Source organism: Psychrobacter sp. Ps3 (assembly GCF_022129275.1).
Taxonomy (GTDB): domain Bacteria; phylum Pseudomonadota; class Gammaproteobacteria; order Pseudomonadales; family Moraxellaceae; genus Psychrobacter; species Psychrobacter submarinus.
Window position 1 is genome coordinate 14,242 of the sequence record NZ_JADQAL010000024.1, and the last position, 16,415, is coordinate 30,656.

The window sequence follows — 16,415 nt, forward strand, 5'->3', positions numbered from 1 at the left end:
GTGAGACCTTATCAAATCTAAACAGAGTGTTTATATTGCTCTGATACATCGTTAGCTTATTTAGACACAGCTTTAAAATGAGCCACTTGATTGTCATTACGAATGGTCAAGATAGGCACATTGTTCGCATTCTTATTTAGGCTATATTTGCCTTGTACCGTCGCCATAGTAGCAGTATCAAAGCTAGCTTGTGGTTCAGGGCAGGCCTTCATAGTGCTGATGACGTTGCCTAGCTGTACATTATTATTGACGATGTGATAAGTGCCACCGATGTTATTACAGGTATTCATAAAGCTGACGCGCTGGTTGCCGTTGTCTTTAAAAAAGTTCAAAGTCAGCGGATTATTTGGCATAGTAAACAGCTGAGTTACTTTTTCGCCATTTACGCGCTTAGCATCAACTAACTGCCAGTTATAGGCTTCTAATGCATCAACGGTTAGCGGCTGAGCAGTAGGAGCAGTAACGCCAGGAGTGGTTTGGCAACCGGCAAGCGTACCAACAGCTAGTGTGGCAGCCATAGCTAATGTAGTCATGTTTTTCATAGTCTCTCCTAGTAATCATTGAAGGTAATTATTAAAAATAATTTGAGTTATTTATTTTTCTAAATAGAGTAACTATTGTGCCTAACAACAGTATCACTGTCATCATTAGTTAAGTATATGCTTAACCCTCGCTTTGTTCCACTTTGCAGTGGTTTTGCTAACGGTATTTGCTTGTTGATGTCTGAGCTGCTAACCACCTAACTGCTAACTTGTTACCATATGATAGCTCGTAACAAGTTGCTCTAAGATAAATTTGACTCTAGAACTAGCCAAAAAAACCTCGCTAATTAGCAAGGTCTTAAAGGTTGAAAGAATAAAGTAGCTTCTACGCGCTGTAACCTCAGTTTAGATCACATCGGTACCAGTAATATTTGGCTCAGCGGTTGGCTGCGTGGCTAATGACTGGCAACCTGCTAAGACGCTAACTAAAGCTATGCTGGTCATTACTAATTTAATTGTGTTTTTCATGTGAACTCCTAAGTTAGTATTTAATAAATTTATTACTATAGTTATCAAATAAGAGAAATATAATGATAAGAACGCTCCAGCTAATAAACTTAGCTTAATGAGCTACTATTAACTACTGTTTTTACCCTTGCTATAAGTTACTTAGTGTTAACAGCTAGATTTTAATGTAACAGGGACTATTCAAGCTCACTCTTTTGCAAGGCGGCATAACCGGTCAAACGCTTACGCTCCGCATTATTGAACAACTGTTTTTCTAACTGAGTGATTTGAATTTGTGCTTTCGCCTTGTCAGTAGTTTGCGCCAGAATTTGCTGCTTTTGGCTTTGTAGCTGTTGAAAACGCTGATCAAAATTGGCATCTTCTTGATCGACCTGTGCCAGTCTCTCTGCAGCTGGTGCGCCCACTAGCTCTCGACGCATATTGTATAGTGCTTCAGGGCTGGAACCTGCCGCTTTCATCTGTTCAGTACGCGCCATAAGCTCATTAAGATTGGCTTGCTGCATGATATTGGTTTTGATCGCACCATCTGGTAGACGGCTCACATAATCTTGCCTGGCAGCCTGTTTTTGTGCCTCACTCATTTGCTCATTTTGATTGATTCTGACCATCTCCATACTATAGTCGTCATAACTATCGCTAGCACCAAAGAAAGCTTCGATGGTGGTTTTGTCAAAATACTGCTGACGTAAACTCGCCACATCCTGCTTTTGCTGAGTAATGGCATTCAAATCTAGCTCACCATTTTTGGTCGCTTGCAGTTGCAGATTGCCATAGTGTTTTTCTATCTCAGGAAGTGCTTTGAGATACGCCACATAGTTGCCAAAGATAGCGACCGCTTGGCTGGCAGCTGGCTCTGGCGTGTGATGGCGAATATAACTCTCAACGCGAGCATAGATAGTGGCTTCCTCCTCTTCACCAAGCGCCGATAAAAAATAATCGAATAAACGCCGTAGCCCTTCAGTCACCACCAATTGCTTGTTTTCATTGATGATGATTTCGCCGTCCACTTGCGTGTCTCTTAATGAGCGCGGCAAACGCTCTAACCCAGTGACAAATGCAGACTGGCTTTGGGCTAAAGCGGTTTGTTCTGTTTGCTCACTATTTAGTGCAGTGGACAACGTACTCTCAGACTTATCAGTGGGTGAAGCAGATAGCGACTGCTGAGTCGCCATCGGTTTATTATCTGGCTTAAACCACACAATCACCGCCGCCGCGATGACTATGATGACCACAGCGATGATAGCGATTGGTAAATAGGTTGGACGGCGATTATTCGACATAGATGAGAGTTCTTTTTACAAGTCAGCTTAAAGATTGGCGTTTTTTAGGCGATTGACCTGAGTACGATAGATAGATTTTGGCTTAGACTCGCCCCATGCCGTCAGACCTAATACCTGATCGGCTGAATCTAGATGGTTCATGATGTAGTTGTCACGAATCACATACCCGAGTCGGCTTGAGCAGACAGAGACCAGACCATCATTGGCATCAAATAAAAACGGTACGCCTGTTACTGCAAGCAGATAATCACTAGGGTCAAGGGATCTCATGACTTGTCCGACGCCACTAAATGAGTAATATTTGATACCGTTTGCAGAGGTACTGGTTGGCTGACCACAGTAACTTGTTGGCATTGCTGCGGGGAATTTGGCATTGAATTTGGCCGCACCATCGGTTGATAGCGCCATGAGTGCTTGCCAGCCATCTTGCGCTTGTATCTCTTTAAAGCTGATGCCTGATCCCACATCTGTAAAGCCGCCAATCAAATTAAACACCCCTGATACCAGCTGTGTCGTGACGTTTGATGGCTCACCTGTGTCATTGTTTGGTTCAAGGACGTTTTTGACAAAATCGGCGGTTTTTGAGCCTTGCTCTGGGCTTGATACGGCGGTGACCGAGGCGACGTATTTTGGTGCAACGCCAGCGACATAGCGGATGTCTATACCGCCTTGACTGTGCCCAAACAAATTGACTTTTGGATCGCCTGAAATGGCAGTGATGGTTTTGACTTGCTGTAATAGCTGCTCGCCGCGAACTTCGCTATTATTCACCGCTGATGTTTTGGTGGTGTACACCTCTGATCCACCTTTCATCAGTTCACTAGGAATCCCGTTGAAATAGTCTAAGACCCCAAACAGCTTGGTAAAACCGCCAAGCCCATGAGCCATGACCACTGGATACTGAGTCTTGGTATAACTGGAGGTAAAGTATTTGCTATCGACTAGCGTGCAGCCATTGGCGTTGGCACAATGATAGTACTGCCCTGCCGCTTGCGCTGAGGTCGCTGGCATAGTCATTAATAGCGCACTAGTACCTAAAGCACTGAGCACAGGCAGCAGTTTGTTTTTTGAGGTCGTGAGGAGAGTTGTCTTAAATGTCATGAGCACTTCCTTGTCTTTACTGAGGTTAATTGGTCTTTTTATAAGCTCAATAACACAAACTACTTAATACAGCATATTTGATTGCAGTCAGTAGCAGCTCGCAAAAAACCTATGCCAATCCATTTGGCATTTCAATTACACTACTCATATAATTTGCAATAATCAATTGACAATTGGTTTTTTTTTAAACTGACAGGTCAATAGCCAACTTTTGATTATTAAATAGATATTGTGATTTACGCACATTATCTCCATATAATGAACTATAACCTCTTCAATCCTCTAATAAAGCATTTATGCTATAATTAGAGCACTTCAAATCTATAACTGTAAGTATAAGAATATGATAAAGAAATCCCTCATTCAGTCTCCTGAAGCCATAGATAAAATGCGTGTAGCGGGCAAGCTCGCCAGCGACGTCCTAGTCATGTTAGATGAGCATGTCAAAGTTGGCGTCAGTACCGAAGCGCTAAATCAAATCGCTCATGATTATATCGTCAATGAGCAAGACGCTATCCCAGCACCGCTGAACTATAACGGCTTCCCAAAATCTATCTGCACCTCTGTTAATCATGTGGTTTGTCACGGTATTCCTACCGAAAGCAAGCTGCTTAAAGACGGCGATATTATCAATATCGATGTAACGGTCATCAAAGATGGCTACTACGGTGATACCTCAAAGATGTGGATCGTTGGCGAAGGTTCTATCATGGCTAAGCGCATTTGTGATGTCGCGCAAAAGGCACTGTATGCGGGTATGAGCGTAGTCAAAGACGGCGCGCGTCTCGGTGATATTGGTGCGGCGATTCAAGAGGTGGTCGAGCCTGAGCGTTTTAGTATTGTACGTGAGTTCTGTGGTCATGGCATCAGTAACGAGTTTCACCACGAGCCGCAAGTGATGCATTATGGCAAAAAAGGTACAGGCTTTGAGCTAAAAACGGGCATGACTTTTACTATTGAGCCGATGATCAATCAAGGCACTTGGCAGACCAAGATCTTGCCGGATGAATGGACGGCCATCACCAAAGATCGTAAGCTCTCAGCACAGTGGGAGCATACGATGGTGGTGACGGATAATGGCTGCGAGGTCTTTACCACGCGCCCTGAAGAAGATTTGAGTTTTTTGACCCAATAGTTACCTAAAAAAGATCGCTTACGCGGTCTTTTTTTTGCGGTTGATTTATACTTTATAGTATTAAAAAAAACATAGTATGACAACCCTCAGTATAGCTTTATAGCTCTCGGTTTTCTGCTTTCTAAGTATTTGATTTATGGAATAACAATCATGTTTAATTGCGATGTTGCCTCTGTTTATATCACGCCTCTACCTGCATTAGCTGCTCCTGATGAGTCAGCAGGCACGCCTTTATTGGTCGTCAATGACCCTAGCAAAAAGTCCTTGCTAGGCATTCCTGAGTGGCTAGCTCAGATCAATGAAGATATCAGCCGAGCGCTTGAGCGCGGGGTCAATATCAGACAATTAGTTGCGGCGCGCGCCTGCGCTATCGATGAGCTGTTAAGCAGTCTGTTTTTATGGTTTGAATTGGAGCAGACTGATCTGGCACTGTTTGCTATCGGCGGCTATGGTCGCGGTGAGCTGTCTTTGTATTCAGACATCGATATTTTATTACTCTCTCCTGATGATATCGGCACAGAAGTCAGCACAAAAATAGATCGCTTAGTTGCTATGCTTTGGGACGTTGGCTTGGATCCTGCGCTTGCAGTACGTAGCGTTGACGAGTGCTTAGAGGCCGCTCATGATCATACCGTTGCCAGCTCCTTGCTCGAAGCAAGACTACTCATCGGTAATAACGATCTAAAAGATACACCTATCGCCGTCGTTAATAAGCTATGGTCGCAGCTCGATTTCTACGAGATCAAAATAGAGGAAGCCAAAAACCGGTACCTACACCACAATGCCACTGAATACAATCTTGAGCCGAATATAAAAACAGCCCCTGGCGGTCTACGTGATATCCATATTATTGGCTGGGTGACTAAGCGCTATTTTCGAGTCGGTAAGCTCTATGATTTAGTTCAGCAGAGCTTTTTGACCGAAAAAGAGTTCGATGAGCTCAGCTTTGCTGAGAGTTATATCTGGCAGATACGTCATCATTTGCATGAGCTGACCGGCCGCAATGAAAATAGGCTGTTGTTCGATTATCAGCGTGATATCGCGCAGCTCATGGGTTACGAGACTCAGCCTGATGACGAGCCCAACGCCGCAGTCGAGCGTTTTATGCGCGATTACTACCGCTGCGCTATGCAGATATCGACGTTATCTGAGATGCTGATCAATCATTATTTTGAAACTATCATAGAGCCGCACTTGCCTGAAGAGCAGCGCCCAAAAAAACGCCCTTTGAATGCGCGTTTCAATCAAATCGGCGATCAAATCGCTATCGCCCATCATCGTGTGTTTGCTCAGCATCCAGAAGCGATACTAGAGATGTTCTTACTGATGGGGCAGCAAGGCATAAAAAAAGTGCGCACCCGTACGCTACGCGCGCTCAAAGTCGCAGCCCGCGGTATTGATCAGAACTATCGTGACACACCTGAGCATCAAGCGCTGTTTTTAGCCAATCTTAAAGAGCAAAACTATTTATTCCACCGTTTGCGAACGATGAATCGTTATGGCGTCTTAGGCAACTACATCCCCTCCTTTGCACAAGTAACAGGACTCATGCAGTATGACTTGTTCCATCGCTATACGGTCGATGCGCATACGCTGTTTTTGATTCGTATTTTGCATCGCTTTACTGACGACAGGTTTCAGCAAGACTTTCCGCTGGTTAGCGCTATCTTTCAGCGTATCGAGCGAAAAGAGATCTTAGTGCTCGCGGCGATGTTTCATGATATCGCCAAAGGTCGCGGCGGTAATCATAGCGAGCTTGGGCAGACTGAATCCATTGAGTTTTGTCTCAAGCATGGTATGAGTCTCGCAGATGCTAATCTGGTAGGCTGGCTGACGCGCTATCATTTACTAATGTCGATGACCGCGCAGAAAAAGGACATCTCAGATCCTGATGTGGTGACTGTATTTGCCGATCTTGTCGGCAATGTTACCCATCTCAATCATCTATATGTACTGACTGTGGCGGATATGAATGCCACTAACCCGCAGCTTTGGAACAGCTGGCGCGCCAGTCTTATGAAGCAGCTATATTCGCAGACGCGGCGGATATTACGTGCAGATATTGACGCGCCGACTAATCGTCAAGATATGATCCGTGCCACGCGTCAGCAGGCTACGCAGATGCTGGACTCAGCCGACAATCAGCACATGGACCGTGAAGAGGTGCTAAGCCTATGGGATGACTTAGGCGATGAGTACTTTTTGCGGGAGATCGCTGAGGACATTCTTTGGCATACCGCAGCGATTTTGGCGCATCCGCCGATTGGCCGTGCTTCAAATGCTGATAGTGCACCTTTGGTCGTCTTGCGTGAGCATCGGGAGCTGGCGCTAGATGCGGTACAAGTATTTGTTTACACCCAAAATCAGGACAATCTATTTGCAGTAACGATGGCGGTCTTTGATCACATGAACTTGGATGTATTAGATGCTCGTATTATCACCGCCACACGCGATTTTGCTCTGGACTCTTATGTGTTACTTGACCGTAGCGGTACTTTATTGACGGAAACTGACGAGCAAGAAGAGTTAAAACAGCGCTTAATCAATGCGTTCAAAGATCCTAGCGCTCCTAAATTAACCAGCAAACGAATGCCTCGACAACTGCTGTATTTCGATGTCCCAACGACGATTAGCTTTGAGTTCAATGAAGCGTCTAATCAGCATATTATGAGCTTACAGACGCTCGATCAGCCTGGGCTACTATCACGTGTGGGTCAAGTGTTTTTGCAGCAAAGTATAGAAGTGCACGCCGCTCGTATTACGACTCTAGGCGAGCGCGCTGAAGATATGTTTTATATTAGCGATCAAAATGACGCGCCCTTATCTGACAGTAAGCTTGAAACCCTAAAAGAGGCCTTGATAGCCAGTCTAAGCGTTCGCCCTGATAATAGTCATAGCTAGTGGAGAACTAACCGAGTTACTTTATTAGTTACTTTAAAAGCATTCAGACTTAGTACTAAATAGCAGTCAATAGCTATAATTACAAATCACGGCGAGCAACAGTGCTTCTTTGACTTCCTCCCCGACCTAAAGGAACGGGGATTCCTACTAAAGACGGCCAAGCCCGACCGCGAGAATGTTTTTCGCTCCATTAACATCTCTGTTATGGGTCGTTTTACAAGAACGACAAAACCATACTCTTATACCAAGACCTGATCTACCTTTTGGACTGTCTTGGCGAGAGCCGCAACACGAGCAGGTTTGGGTAGTGTACGCTTCATTGACTTCAATATAGTGGCAACCTGCGTTCGCGCATTTGTAGTCCAGTTGCCGCTTAATCTCAAACCAACCAGCATCATAGACGGATTTGGCCAGTTTGGATGAAGTGAATGATGTTGATTTGATTTTACCAACAACGATTAAGTTGTTGGCTTTGACTAATTTATTGGTAAATTTATGAATTAAGTCTTGACGGGTATTTTTGATCTTGGCGTGAATGGCACGGACCCGCTTTTTGTTTTTAGCTCGCCCAGCGATAGCCAGTTTTTCGGCGTATTGATGGGTGACTTTGATTTGTAGCTGATCACCATCACTACTGACTGCTGAATCCTTACAGCCTAAATCAATACCGACTTGTCCATCACCGCAGTTGGTTTTTGGAAATTCTTTGACGGTGATACAGGCATACCAGTAGCCGCGATTGTCTTGCACTAGCTCCATAGTATTGATGCTGTACAGGGCTAGGTTATAGCTGTCCCATAGATCAATAATCAGCTTTTCACCCTTAGCAAGGCTTAGCTGAATAGTAGATTTAAGGCTTTTCTTGCCTGATTGACGGGTTGCTAAGTGCTTAATAGCGGTCTTTTTAAAAGGAATCCAGCCCAAGCTTCTTCTCTTGGCCTTTGGGTTGTTGGTGCGCCAGTTTAGTTTGGCTTTTTTAAACTGTTTACGGCTTTTGGCATGGGTTTCAGAGATGGCTTGTAGGGTTTGGCTGTGCAGATTTAGATATTCGCCACTACCTTTGGTATAAGCGACCAAGTCATAGGCTGAAAAGAATTGACCTGTGCGCTTAAGATGTTTAAAACTTAGCTCATTGACGTAATTCCAGACAAAGTTGACTGCACCAGCTAAGATATTGAGCTGCTTGGCGTGTTTGTCTTTGATGCGTAGCTTTAGCGTTTTCATGGGATAATTATGATCTCAATGCAGCTGGGTATCAAGGGGTTCACCATACTGGGCGACAACGACTGACGCCTGATATCCACGCCCTAGAAGGACGTGGTTTTACGGCGCTGGATGATAAACAATGTCGTCAGCGACATCATTGAGCTCATCTTCAGCCAGATCTAAGGGTAAGACATCAGCATGAGTTTGCTGCTGTAAGATGAGTCTGCCCGCATCGATTTCATGGTTGAGCAATGCATGTAAGCTCACGAGCCGCAACTGGTGATGATTGTTCTCGTAGATGCGCTGTAGTGACAGCGGTGCCTCAGCATGCACATTAGGAAACAGACTATCTGAGGCAAGCACCATCATCTCATTAAAGGACTGCTCTCGCTTCAGCTGCGCTCTATGTATCTTATTTTGTAGCAGATTGGCCAGATTACCCTTAAAGACAAGCGCGGCGATAAAGACTAAAGTCTGTAAGGCGAATATCAGCACATATTGCTGGATAGACAGCGAGAAACTAAGCGTCTTGCTTGCCAGCATAAGCACAATCGCTACGACGACATAGCTGACTAACTGCCAAAGCAGCCACATCATTAGGCTATTATCACCGAACCAAAACATCTGCCGCTCTTTGAGATCTATGAGACGTTGACGCGCTTGCCACCACTGCTGCTCACGGCTCTTTAATTGTTCACATACTTTACACGCATGTGTTGAGTCGTACGCATGCTCTACTGCTGTACTTGCGCTATTATCCAGATCCGTACCGCTCATGTTCTTACTCTCAGGTTTAGAAGCTATGTAACTTTTAGTCATAATTATCAAGTCCTCTAAAGAGCACAATCCGTGTTGCTTGTCGCATTAGATGTTATCGGTTAAAAGTAAGCGTTTGCCAATCGCTCTAAATAACGAGGGTGGGCTATTTCTGCTATCGACCTTGCTATATCAGTAGCGAATAACCACGATAAGAAAAAGACAAAAAATAAGAGAGGTGCTACACTGCGTTAATGTTATTTTTCTTTATTACTTTATTATTAATTGTCTATTATAGTTACTACGTCTATGAATCACAACTTACAAGCCCTGCACCCTTATCCTTTTGCCAAAATGAGCGACCTACTCGCTAACAGTAAGCCAAATCCAAGCTACAGCGAAATCAAGCTAGGTATTGGTGAGCCAAAACATGAGCCGCCTGCCTTTGTTTTGGACGTTCTACAGCAAAACTTGGACAGTTTAAGCCGTTATCCCACTACTAATGGGACTTTTGAGCTGCGGCAAACGATAGCGCACTGGTTAGAAAAGCGCTTTTTTTTGCGTCATGTCGATGCTTATAAGCAAGTACTGCCCGTGATGGGTACTCGCGAGGCTATCTTTAGTTTTGTGCAAGCGGTTATCGATCATAGTGACAACTACAGTAATAATAATAGTGACAATCATAGCGAAGAGACGTCGCCACCGATGGTGGTTATGCCCAATCCTTTTTATCAGATTTATGAGGGAGCGGCGCTACTGGCCGAGGCGACGCCTTATTTTGTTCCTTGTACCTTAGACAATAACTTTAAGGGTGATTATCGCTCGGTGCCGGTTGAGGTTTGGGAGCGCACTCAACTGCTATTTGTCTGTAGTCCAAACAATCCAACAGGCTCAGTGATGAGTTTGGACGATTGGGAATTTATCATGCGTTTATCTGATAAATACGGCTTTATCATTGCCAGCGACGAGTGTTATAGCGAGCTGTACTTTGACGAAGCCCCTATCGGCTTATTACAAGCGTGCACAGCGTTTGGTCGAGATGATTTTAGGCGCTGTATCGTTTTTCACTCCTTGTCTAAGCGCTCAAACTTGCCCGGTCTACGCTCAGGCTTTGTCGCAGGTGACGCAGCCCTGTTAAAGTCTTACTTGCAGTATCGCACTTATCAAGGCTGCGCTATGCCTATCCCGCATCAGCTCGCCTCTATCGCAGCTTGGCAAGATGAGAAGCATGTCGCTCATAATCGAGCGCTATATAAAGAAAAATTTGCCTTGTGGATGGCAGAGCTTGGCGATTTATTAGAGCTGCGGATGCCGGATGCTGGGTTTTACTTTTGGGTAAAAGTGCCGGAGCTATTTGCAGGCGATGATGAAGCGTTTGTAAAGGCGCTTTATGAGCAAGCAAATATCCATGCTCTAGCGGGGCGCTACTTATCCCGCGAGGTCAATGGTAAAAACCCTGGACAAGGATATGTGCGTATGGCACTGGTAGCAAGCGTTGAAGAGAGCCGCGAGGCGATTGAGCGTATTCGTCAATTACTGACTGGCGCGGCTGATAGCAAATAACTAGTAAATAACTGGCAAATAACATTAGCGCCAATGTGGTCACTAATCCTTAATAACCCTAATATTATTAAGGATTATTTTTTATATAATGCTATAGTAATCAGACAACGACCCTATTTATTACTATAGCGGATTGATAACGCTATCACGGATGATGCCATGATCCCACTTGATTTCACCCAGCCGCCCTTTGATGTGTTGAGCTTAGCGGAACGCCAAAGTATCAGAAAACACACGCAGATACGTTATCTAGCTGCCGATGAGCGCTTAACGAGTGATGATTTACTCTACTTTTATGTGGTGATAAAAGGTCAAATCGAGCAGACCTACGCGGACGAGTTTGTCGCGGCCTACTTTGGTAGTAATCACTCCGACCACTTTCACAGTAACGACTGGTTCGATAGCCGCCGTACCCCTAAAAAAGCAACCAACACGCGCTCGCCTTCTTCCTCTTATGACTACCGCGCCGTTGAAGATACGCTACTGCTACAAATAGACGGTACGGCTATTGATAAGATTAGCGCCCAAAACCATCTAGTGCGTCAGCTGCTCTCGGATAAATTACCCGAAAAGCTCAAGGCCCTACAGCAGCGTCAAAGCACTAAGTCGCAAAAGCTATCGCTGAGTCATAGTGGCTACACCGCCCAGCAAGAAGTACAGCAAATCATGCTGCAGCCAGTGACCGATGTGAGTTTATTACCGGTACATATCGTTGAGGCAGCTTCTAGTCTACAGCAAGCGGCACAGGTCATGACCGAAGCTAAGATGAAGCACGTGTTGGTGCGTCCACTAGCAGATAAAGCCAATAATATTAGCGACAGTCCGCTAGGGATTTTGACTGATACCGATGTTTGTAGGGCTGTCAGCGATAGACAAGACCCAGCAACTACCCCTTGCCAAGACTATGCCAGCTTCAACCTACGTACTATCAACGCTGATAGTGAGATTGGCGATGCACTACTGACTATGACTCGCTACCGTATTCATAGGCTACCCGTCCTCGATGATAGTGGCCAAGTCGCCGGTATCTTGGGGCAAAGCAATATGCTTGCCTATATTGGTCAGCACTCGCAGCTGATCAGTATTCAGATCGAGCAAGCCAAGGATTTTGCTAGTATTGATACCGCTGTCGAGCTGATTGGGCGCTATATTCGTGCTCAGCAGCAAAACGGTGTCAAGATTGGTAACGTCAGCCGCATGGTTCAGACGCTTAATGCGCAGGTATTTACTAAACTGTGGCAGCTTATCGTGCCAGAAGAGGTCTTTGACAACACTTGTGTGATCGTGATGGGCTCTGAGGGGCGCGGCGAGCAGATCATGCGTACCGATCAAGACAATGCGCTGATTATACGCGATGGCTTTAGTCATCCAAATCTCGCTGAATTCGCCGACTCTTTCAATCAGCAATTAGCGGCATTAGGCTATCCGCTGTGCGATGGTAATATTATGATGACTAACCCTATGTGGCGACAACCGCTACAGGAGTTTACCGCGCAGATCAGCCGGTGGTTTCAAAATACTGATCCGATGCAGGCGATCTATCTGTCCGCGATACTCGATAGCGAATATGTTTGCGGTGATGAGACGCTATTGACTCAAGTTCGTGAGCATCTCAAAGTTGCGCATCGCCACTCTGACCCTATGTTTGTGCGGCAATTCGCGCGCGCGGCTTTGCAGTTTGGCGATGTCAATCAGTGGTGGCAGCGCCTTGCGCCTTTGTTGGGTAAGACCAATGACGCCACTATCGATCTCAAAAAGTCTGGCCTGTTTCCGTTAGTGCATGGCATACGCAGTATGGCATTGGAATATGACATCCTACACGTGCCTAGTACTAGAGGTCGGCTCAGGGCACTCGTGCAAGCTGGAGTATTCAATCAAGAGCGAGCGACCACCTTAAACGAAGCATTGGAGTTCTTTATGGGTCAGCGCTTGGCAGTAGCGCTTGCGACTGATAATAAGTATGCTCGGCAAGTCGACCCTATGACCCTATCGGCGCTTGAGCGCGATGTATTAAAAGAGTGCTTATCGGTCGTGAAGAGCTTCAAAAACCAGCTACGCCAGCACTACCAGCTCGAGATCGGTTAAGGCAGAATTAAACGGTGTAAGCGCTATACTGCTTATTGACTACCACTATTATTGAGAAGCAAACACTTATGAGTTGGCTTAAGCAATTATCAAACCAATGGCAAAAAAACAAGCTACAACGTGCGGAGCTTGCCCCGATGTTTGAGCCGCCTATAAAAGATCAATGGGTGGCGATAGATTGTGAAATGACGGGTCTCAATCCTCGTAAGCATCACTTGCTCTCAGTCGCCGCCATTCATATCAATGGCGATACTATCGATACTGGTAATGGCCTACATCTAGTCTGTCGCCCGCCGGTCATGCCCGATCGCGATACTATCATCATTCATGGTCTACGGAGCGCCGATGTCGCTCAGGGTCTGAGCTATGATGAGATGCTGTCCATGCTACTGCCCTTTATCAGTAACCGTCCTATCGTTGGGTTTTGTCCGCAGATAGACATCGCGTTTTTAAATCCCTTAATCAAGCAATATATGGGTACTACTTTGCCCAATGAAGTGCTTGATGTTAGACGCTTATACAGTCAACGTATGGGCGAGCGCGACCCGAATACGCCCAAAGCATCACAGCAACTGTCCAAAATACTCGCTCATTACAATATCCCTGAGTTTGGTAGCCATGATGCTTATAATGACGCCCTAATGACCGCTATGGCTTTTTTGCATGTGCGCTAAGAGTGCGATTTTAGTCTGTGTTTTATGCGCTTTTTGAGACTCGCATAGCCACTCATGTTACTATACGCCGTTTTACGATTTAAGCTCGATGCCTCATGACAATACTCTCTAGATTCTCAAATCTGCTTACTATCTCTTGTGCTACTGACTCTGCTAGTCGCCATCGGCATGTCCAGCGCTCAAAGCTATTGACGGGCCTTATGCTGAGCGTAATGCCGCTCACCTCACAAGCCGCGCTACCCGCTTCTATCGAGGCGGCGTTAAACAAAGCCGAGCTCAGCCCTGATACGATAAGTATCCTCATTACTCCACTCGGCGATACAACCAAGAGTCGTTTACCCGCGATTATAGAAGTCATCGATAGCGATACTAATGATAACTCTAACCATGATTCTGAGGGCAGTGCTGAGCGTAATAGCGCGGATTCGACGACGGTATCCGTAGACAAAGTGGCAGCAAGCGCCAGTGATGCTCCTGTGAACGATCCTGCCGATGATAATGTTTCTGTTAATAGTAGCAAAGCTAATAGTAGCAAAGCCGCGAATGTAACCATTGCTGTCGACAAGCAAGCCATCGAGCAACAGAATCGTCAGCTGCAAGCTTATACCGACGACCCTTACACTTATCAAAGCTTAGAGAACCCGCCGGTACTGAACACCGATGAAAGCCGCAGCGTCCGCCATAGCGAGAGCAAAGATACTGGCAAACGCCAACTTACACCTCTGATTAGCCATAATATCGATACCCCGCGCACCCCTGCCAGCACTATGAAGCTGATACCTAGCTTTGTGGCACTCGACACACTAGGCGCAGATTTTGTTTGGTTTACTCGGGTCTATCATACCGGCCTCATCCTTGGCGATAGACTGCAAGGCGACTTGATCATTCAGGGCAGCGGCGACCCCAAAATGACCCACGCGCGCTTAGAGCAGCTCCTTTATCAAGTACAAAAAACCGGCATTCGCCACATCGATGGCGATATCATTGTCGACAGCTCAATATTTAATAACGTCAGTAAAGATCCAGCCGCTTTCGATAACGCCCCTCTGCGCCCTTATAATGCCAGTCCAGATGGTTTTTTAGTGAACTTTAATAGCCTTGCTATTAGAACGTATCCTATGGCAAATGGACAAGCAAAGCTCACTTATACCCCGCAGTTGGCCAATTACCAGTTACCAAGTCACATAGGCACTCGCAGTGCCCGCTGCTCGCAGGCTCGTAATAGCTTAGCGCCGCGCTGGCAACAAGATAAACTCGCCCTTAATGCCAAGCTGCCAGAGAGCTGCGGTGAGCATGTCTTCTATGTAAACCACCCAGATGCCAAAGACTTTGCCGCTCGTGTCATCGCTAGTAAATGGCAGGCGCTTGGTAATACGCTTAGCGGAGAGGTACTCAGTCAAGAAAAGCCTTACGCGGCGTACCACTCAACTAGTGGTTTATCTTCTCTCCCGTTATCGCCTTTACCGCTAGTCAGTTATCCCTCTTATAATTTGACGCGGCAAATATACGATATCAATCACTTCTCCAATAATGTAATGACTGAGCAAGTAGCGCTCTCCATTGGCAGTTATTATGATGCTAAGCGCCCAGATATTATTGATACAAATAACAGCGCCGCGAATAGCAGCGCTGTTAAGGGTCAGACTATAACTGACGTTAATAATACTAAACCAAACGCTACTAGCCTGTATCAATTTGGGCAAGCAACAACGACTGATTACCCGCAGGCATTAGCGCGCATCGATGACTGGTGGCAAACCAATCTGACCACTACCCCGCCGTATCTGACCAATGGTTCAGGACTATGTCGCGATTGCACGCTGACCGCCGCCAATCTTAATGAGCTACTGAGCTTTGCCTATCGCCATCCCAGCTTTGACGCTTATGTCAACTCATTAGGCGTTGCAGGGGTTAGTGGCACAATTATGCATCATAGCGAACGCTTGCCAGAGTCAAAGGCTATAGGCCGAGCTTGGATAAAAACCGGCACTTTAAGCAATGTCACTGCCATGGCAGGTTATGTCAAAGGACAGTCCGGACAAGACTATGCGGTAGTCGGAATCATAAATACCGACAGCGCGCTAAATCCTTATTTGGCACGCCCGGTACTCGATGCTATGCTTGATTGGACTGCCGAAAAATAGTCTTAGCTGTATCGTTCAGCTCGTAATATGTTTATATAGGCAAAGTTATGTCGCGCAAACCTGCAAACTTAAGTAAATCTAAAGCTCAGTCAGTCAAACTCGCGCAGTATTTAGGGTTTTTTATGGTGGGTTATATTCTCGCCAGCGCTTTATTAATGCTGCTGCAAACGCAAATTGCGCTCAATCCGCAGTTGGTGACGTTACTCTCTATCTTAGTCGGCGCTTTTATTGCCGTGCACAAATTTATCAAATATTACAGCCGTGCGTTATGTAAAGCTGAGATGGTCAGACTAGCTATTGGCGGTACGGGCATTGTTTGGTTGCTGAACGCGCTGTACTTTTTTACTATTTGGCTATGGCTATTTGATGAGGCCAATCGGCAAGTCTTTATAGAAATGAGCCTACAGCAGCCGCTGCCATTGTTGTTCGCTCTAATCGCGATTGTGCTGCTCACCTTTGTCAGCGCTGGCATCGGTATTTGGCTGTTTAATCGGCTACTAAGCCCAAAGTAGCTTTTGATCAACCTATCAATCTCTCCACACGTCAACCTACTAGCCTGT

Annotated in this window: 13 protein-coding genes; 7 read left to right on the forward strand and 6 right to left on the reverse strand. The window is 45.8% G+C overall.

The annotated features are described in order from the left end of the window. Positions 1-56: 56 nt before the first annotated feature. The 4 genes from I3248_RS08505 to I3248_RS08515 form a co-directional block, all read right to left on the reverse strand. Positions 57-542, reverse strand: a complete 486-nt coding sequence (locus tag I3248_RS08505) for an META domain-containing protein (RefSeq protein WP_238063298.1) — start codon at positions 540-542, stop codon at positions 57-59. Between the two features lie 345 nt (positions 543-887). After that, a complete protein-coding gene (locus tag I3248_RS12130) occupies positions 888-1,010 on the reverse strand; it encodes a hypothetical protein (protein ID WP_264673187.1) in 123 nt (40 codons plus the stop codon). A gap of 176 nt (positions 1,011-1,186) precedes the next feature. Further along, positions 1,187-2,290 (reverse strand): lipase secretion chaperone, encoded by a 1,104-nt coding sequence (locus I3248_RS08510; RefSeq protein WP_238063299.1) that lies wholly within the window; start codon positions 2,288-2,290, stop codon positions 1,187-1,189. Between the two features lie 27 nt (positions 2,291-2,317). Then, complete coding sequence (locus I3248_RS08515) at positions 2,318-3,391, reverse strand: triacylglycerol lipase (RefSeq protein WP_238063300.1); 1,074 nt, start codon at positions 3,389-3,391, stop codon at positions 2,318-2,320. 343 nt (positions 3,392-3,734) lie between these two features. Between I3248_RS08515 and map the strand changes: the two genes are divergently transcribed. Both map and glnD read left to right on the forward strand, forming a co-directional pair. Then, the gene (gene map / locus I3248_RS08520) at positions 3,735-4,526 is read left to right on the forward strand and encodes a type I methionyl aminopeptidase (protein WP_238063301.1); all 792 of its coding nucleotides are present in this window, start codon (positions 3,735-3,737) and stop codon (positions 4,524-4,526) included. 150 nt (positions 4,527-4,676) lie between these two features. Beyond that, complete coding sequence (gene glnD / locus I3248_RS08525) at positions 4,677-7,427, forward strand: [protein-PII] uridylyltransferase (RefSeq protein WP_238063302.1); 2,751 nt, start codon at positions 4,677-4,679, stop codon at positions 7,425-7,427. A 147-nt stretch (positions 7,428-7,574) separates the two neighbouring features. Here glnD and I3248_RS08530 read toward each other — a convergent pair whose 3' ends face one another. Next, positions 7,575-8,651: a transposase gene (locus I3248_RS08530; protein ID WP_238063303.1), complete on the reverse strand. Its 1,077-nt coding sequence runs from the start codon at positions 8,649-8,651 to the stop codon at positions 7,575-7,577. Between the two features lie 99 nt (positions 8,652-8,750). Next, positions 8,751-9,452 (reverse strand): hypothetical protein, encoded by a 702-nt coding sequence (locus I3248_RS08535; protein WP_238063304.1) that lies wholly within the window; start codon positions 9,450-9,452, stop codon positions 8,751-8,753. 246 nt (positions 9,453-9,698) lie between these two features. Here I3248_RS08535 and dapC point away from each other — a divergent pair, with 246 nt between their 5' ends. The 5 genes from dapC (at position 9,699) to I3248_RS08560 (ending at position 16,367) form a co-directional block, all read left to right on the forward strand. Continuing rightward, positions 9,699-10,952 carry a succinyldiaminopimelate transaminase gene (gene dapC / locus I3248_RS08540; RefSeq protein ID WP_238063305.1) on the forward strand — a complete coding sequence of 418 codons (1,254 nt, stop codon included), beginning with the start codon at positions 9,699-9,701 and terminating at the stop codon, positions 10,950-10,952. A 159-nt stretch (positions 10,953-11,111) separates the two neighbouring features. Continuing rightward, entirely contained in the window at positions 11,112-13,037 is a 1,926-nt protein-coding gene (locus I3248_RS08545; RefSeq protein ID WP_238063306.1) for a DUF294 nucleotidyltransferase-like domain-containing protein, read from the forward strand. A gap of 68 nt (positions 13,038-13,105) precedes the next feature. After that, positions 13,106-13,711: a 3'-5' exonuclease gene (locus I3248_RS08550; protein ID WP_238063307.1), complete on the forward strand. Its 606-nt coding sequence runs from the start codon at positions 13,106-13,108 to the stop codon at positions 13,709-13,711. A gap of 95 nt (positions 13,712-13,806) precedes the next feature. After that, positions 13,807-15,855 (forward strand): D-alanyl-D-alanine carboxypeptidase, encoded by a 2,049-nt coding sequence (locus tag I3248_RS08555; RefSeq protein ID WP_238063308.1) that lies wholly within the window; start codon positions 13,807-13,809, stop codon positions 15,853-15,855. A 47-nt stretch (positions 15,856-15,902) separates the two neighbouring features. Continuing rightward, entirely contained in the window at positions 15,903-16,367 is a 465-nt protein-coding gene (locus I3248_RS08560) for an ABZJ_00895 family protein (protein ID WP_238063309.1), read from the forward strand. Positions 16,368-16,415: the final 48 nt, after the last annotated feature.

Coding starts and splice junctions, on each gene's coding strand:
- I3248_RS08515 (WP_238063300.1), bottom strand. CDS start 3,391: ATGACATTTAAGACAACTCTCCTCACGACCTCAAAAAACAAACTGCTG.
- I3248_RS08510 (WP_238063299.1), bottom strand. CDS start 2,290: ATGTCGAATAATCGCCGTCCAACCTATTTACCAATCGCTATCATCGCT.
- I3248_RS08545 (WP_238063306.1), top strand. CDS start 11,112: ATGATCCCACTTGATTTCACCCAGCCGCCCTTTGATGTGTTGAGCTTA.
- map (WP_238063301.1), top strand. CDS start 3,735: ATGATAAAGAAATCCCTCATTCAGTCTCCTGAAGCCATAGATAAAATG.
- I3248_RS08555 (WP_238063308.1), top strand. CDS start 13,807: ATGACAATACTCTCTAGATTCTCAAATCTGCTTACTATCTCTTGTGCT.
- glnD (WP_238063302.1), top strand. CDS start 4,677: ATGTTTAATTGCGATGTTGCCTCTGTTTATATCACGCCTCTACCTGCA.
- I3248_RS08535 (WP_238063304.1), bottom strand. CDS start 9,452: ATGACTAAAAGTTACATAGCTTCTAAACCTGAGAGTAAGAACATGAGC.
- I3248_RS08550 (WP_238063307.1), top strand. CDS start 13,106: ATGAGTTGGCTTAAGCAATTATCAAACCAATGGCAAAAAAACAAGCTA.
- I3248_RS08530 (WP_238063303.1), bottom strand. CDS start 8,651: ATGAAAACGCTAAAGCTACGCATCAAAGACAAACACGCCAAGCAGCTC.
- dapC (WP_238063305.1), top strand. CDS start 9,699: ATGAATCACAACTTACAAGCCCTGCACCCTTATCCTTTTGCCAAAATG.
- I3248_RS08560 (WP_238063309.1), top strand. CDS start 15,903: ATGTCGCGCAAACCTGCAAACTTAAGTAAATCTAAAGCTCAGTCAGTC.
- I3248_RS12130 (WP_264673187.1), bottom strand. CDS start 1,010: ATGAAAAACACAATTAAATTAGTAATGACCAGCATAGCTTTAGTTAGC.
- I3248_RS08505 (WP_238063298.1), bottom strand. CDS start 542: ATGAAAAACATGACTACATTAGCTATGGCTGCCACACTAGCTGTTGGT.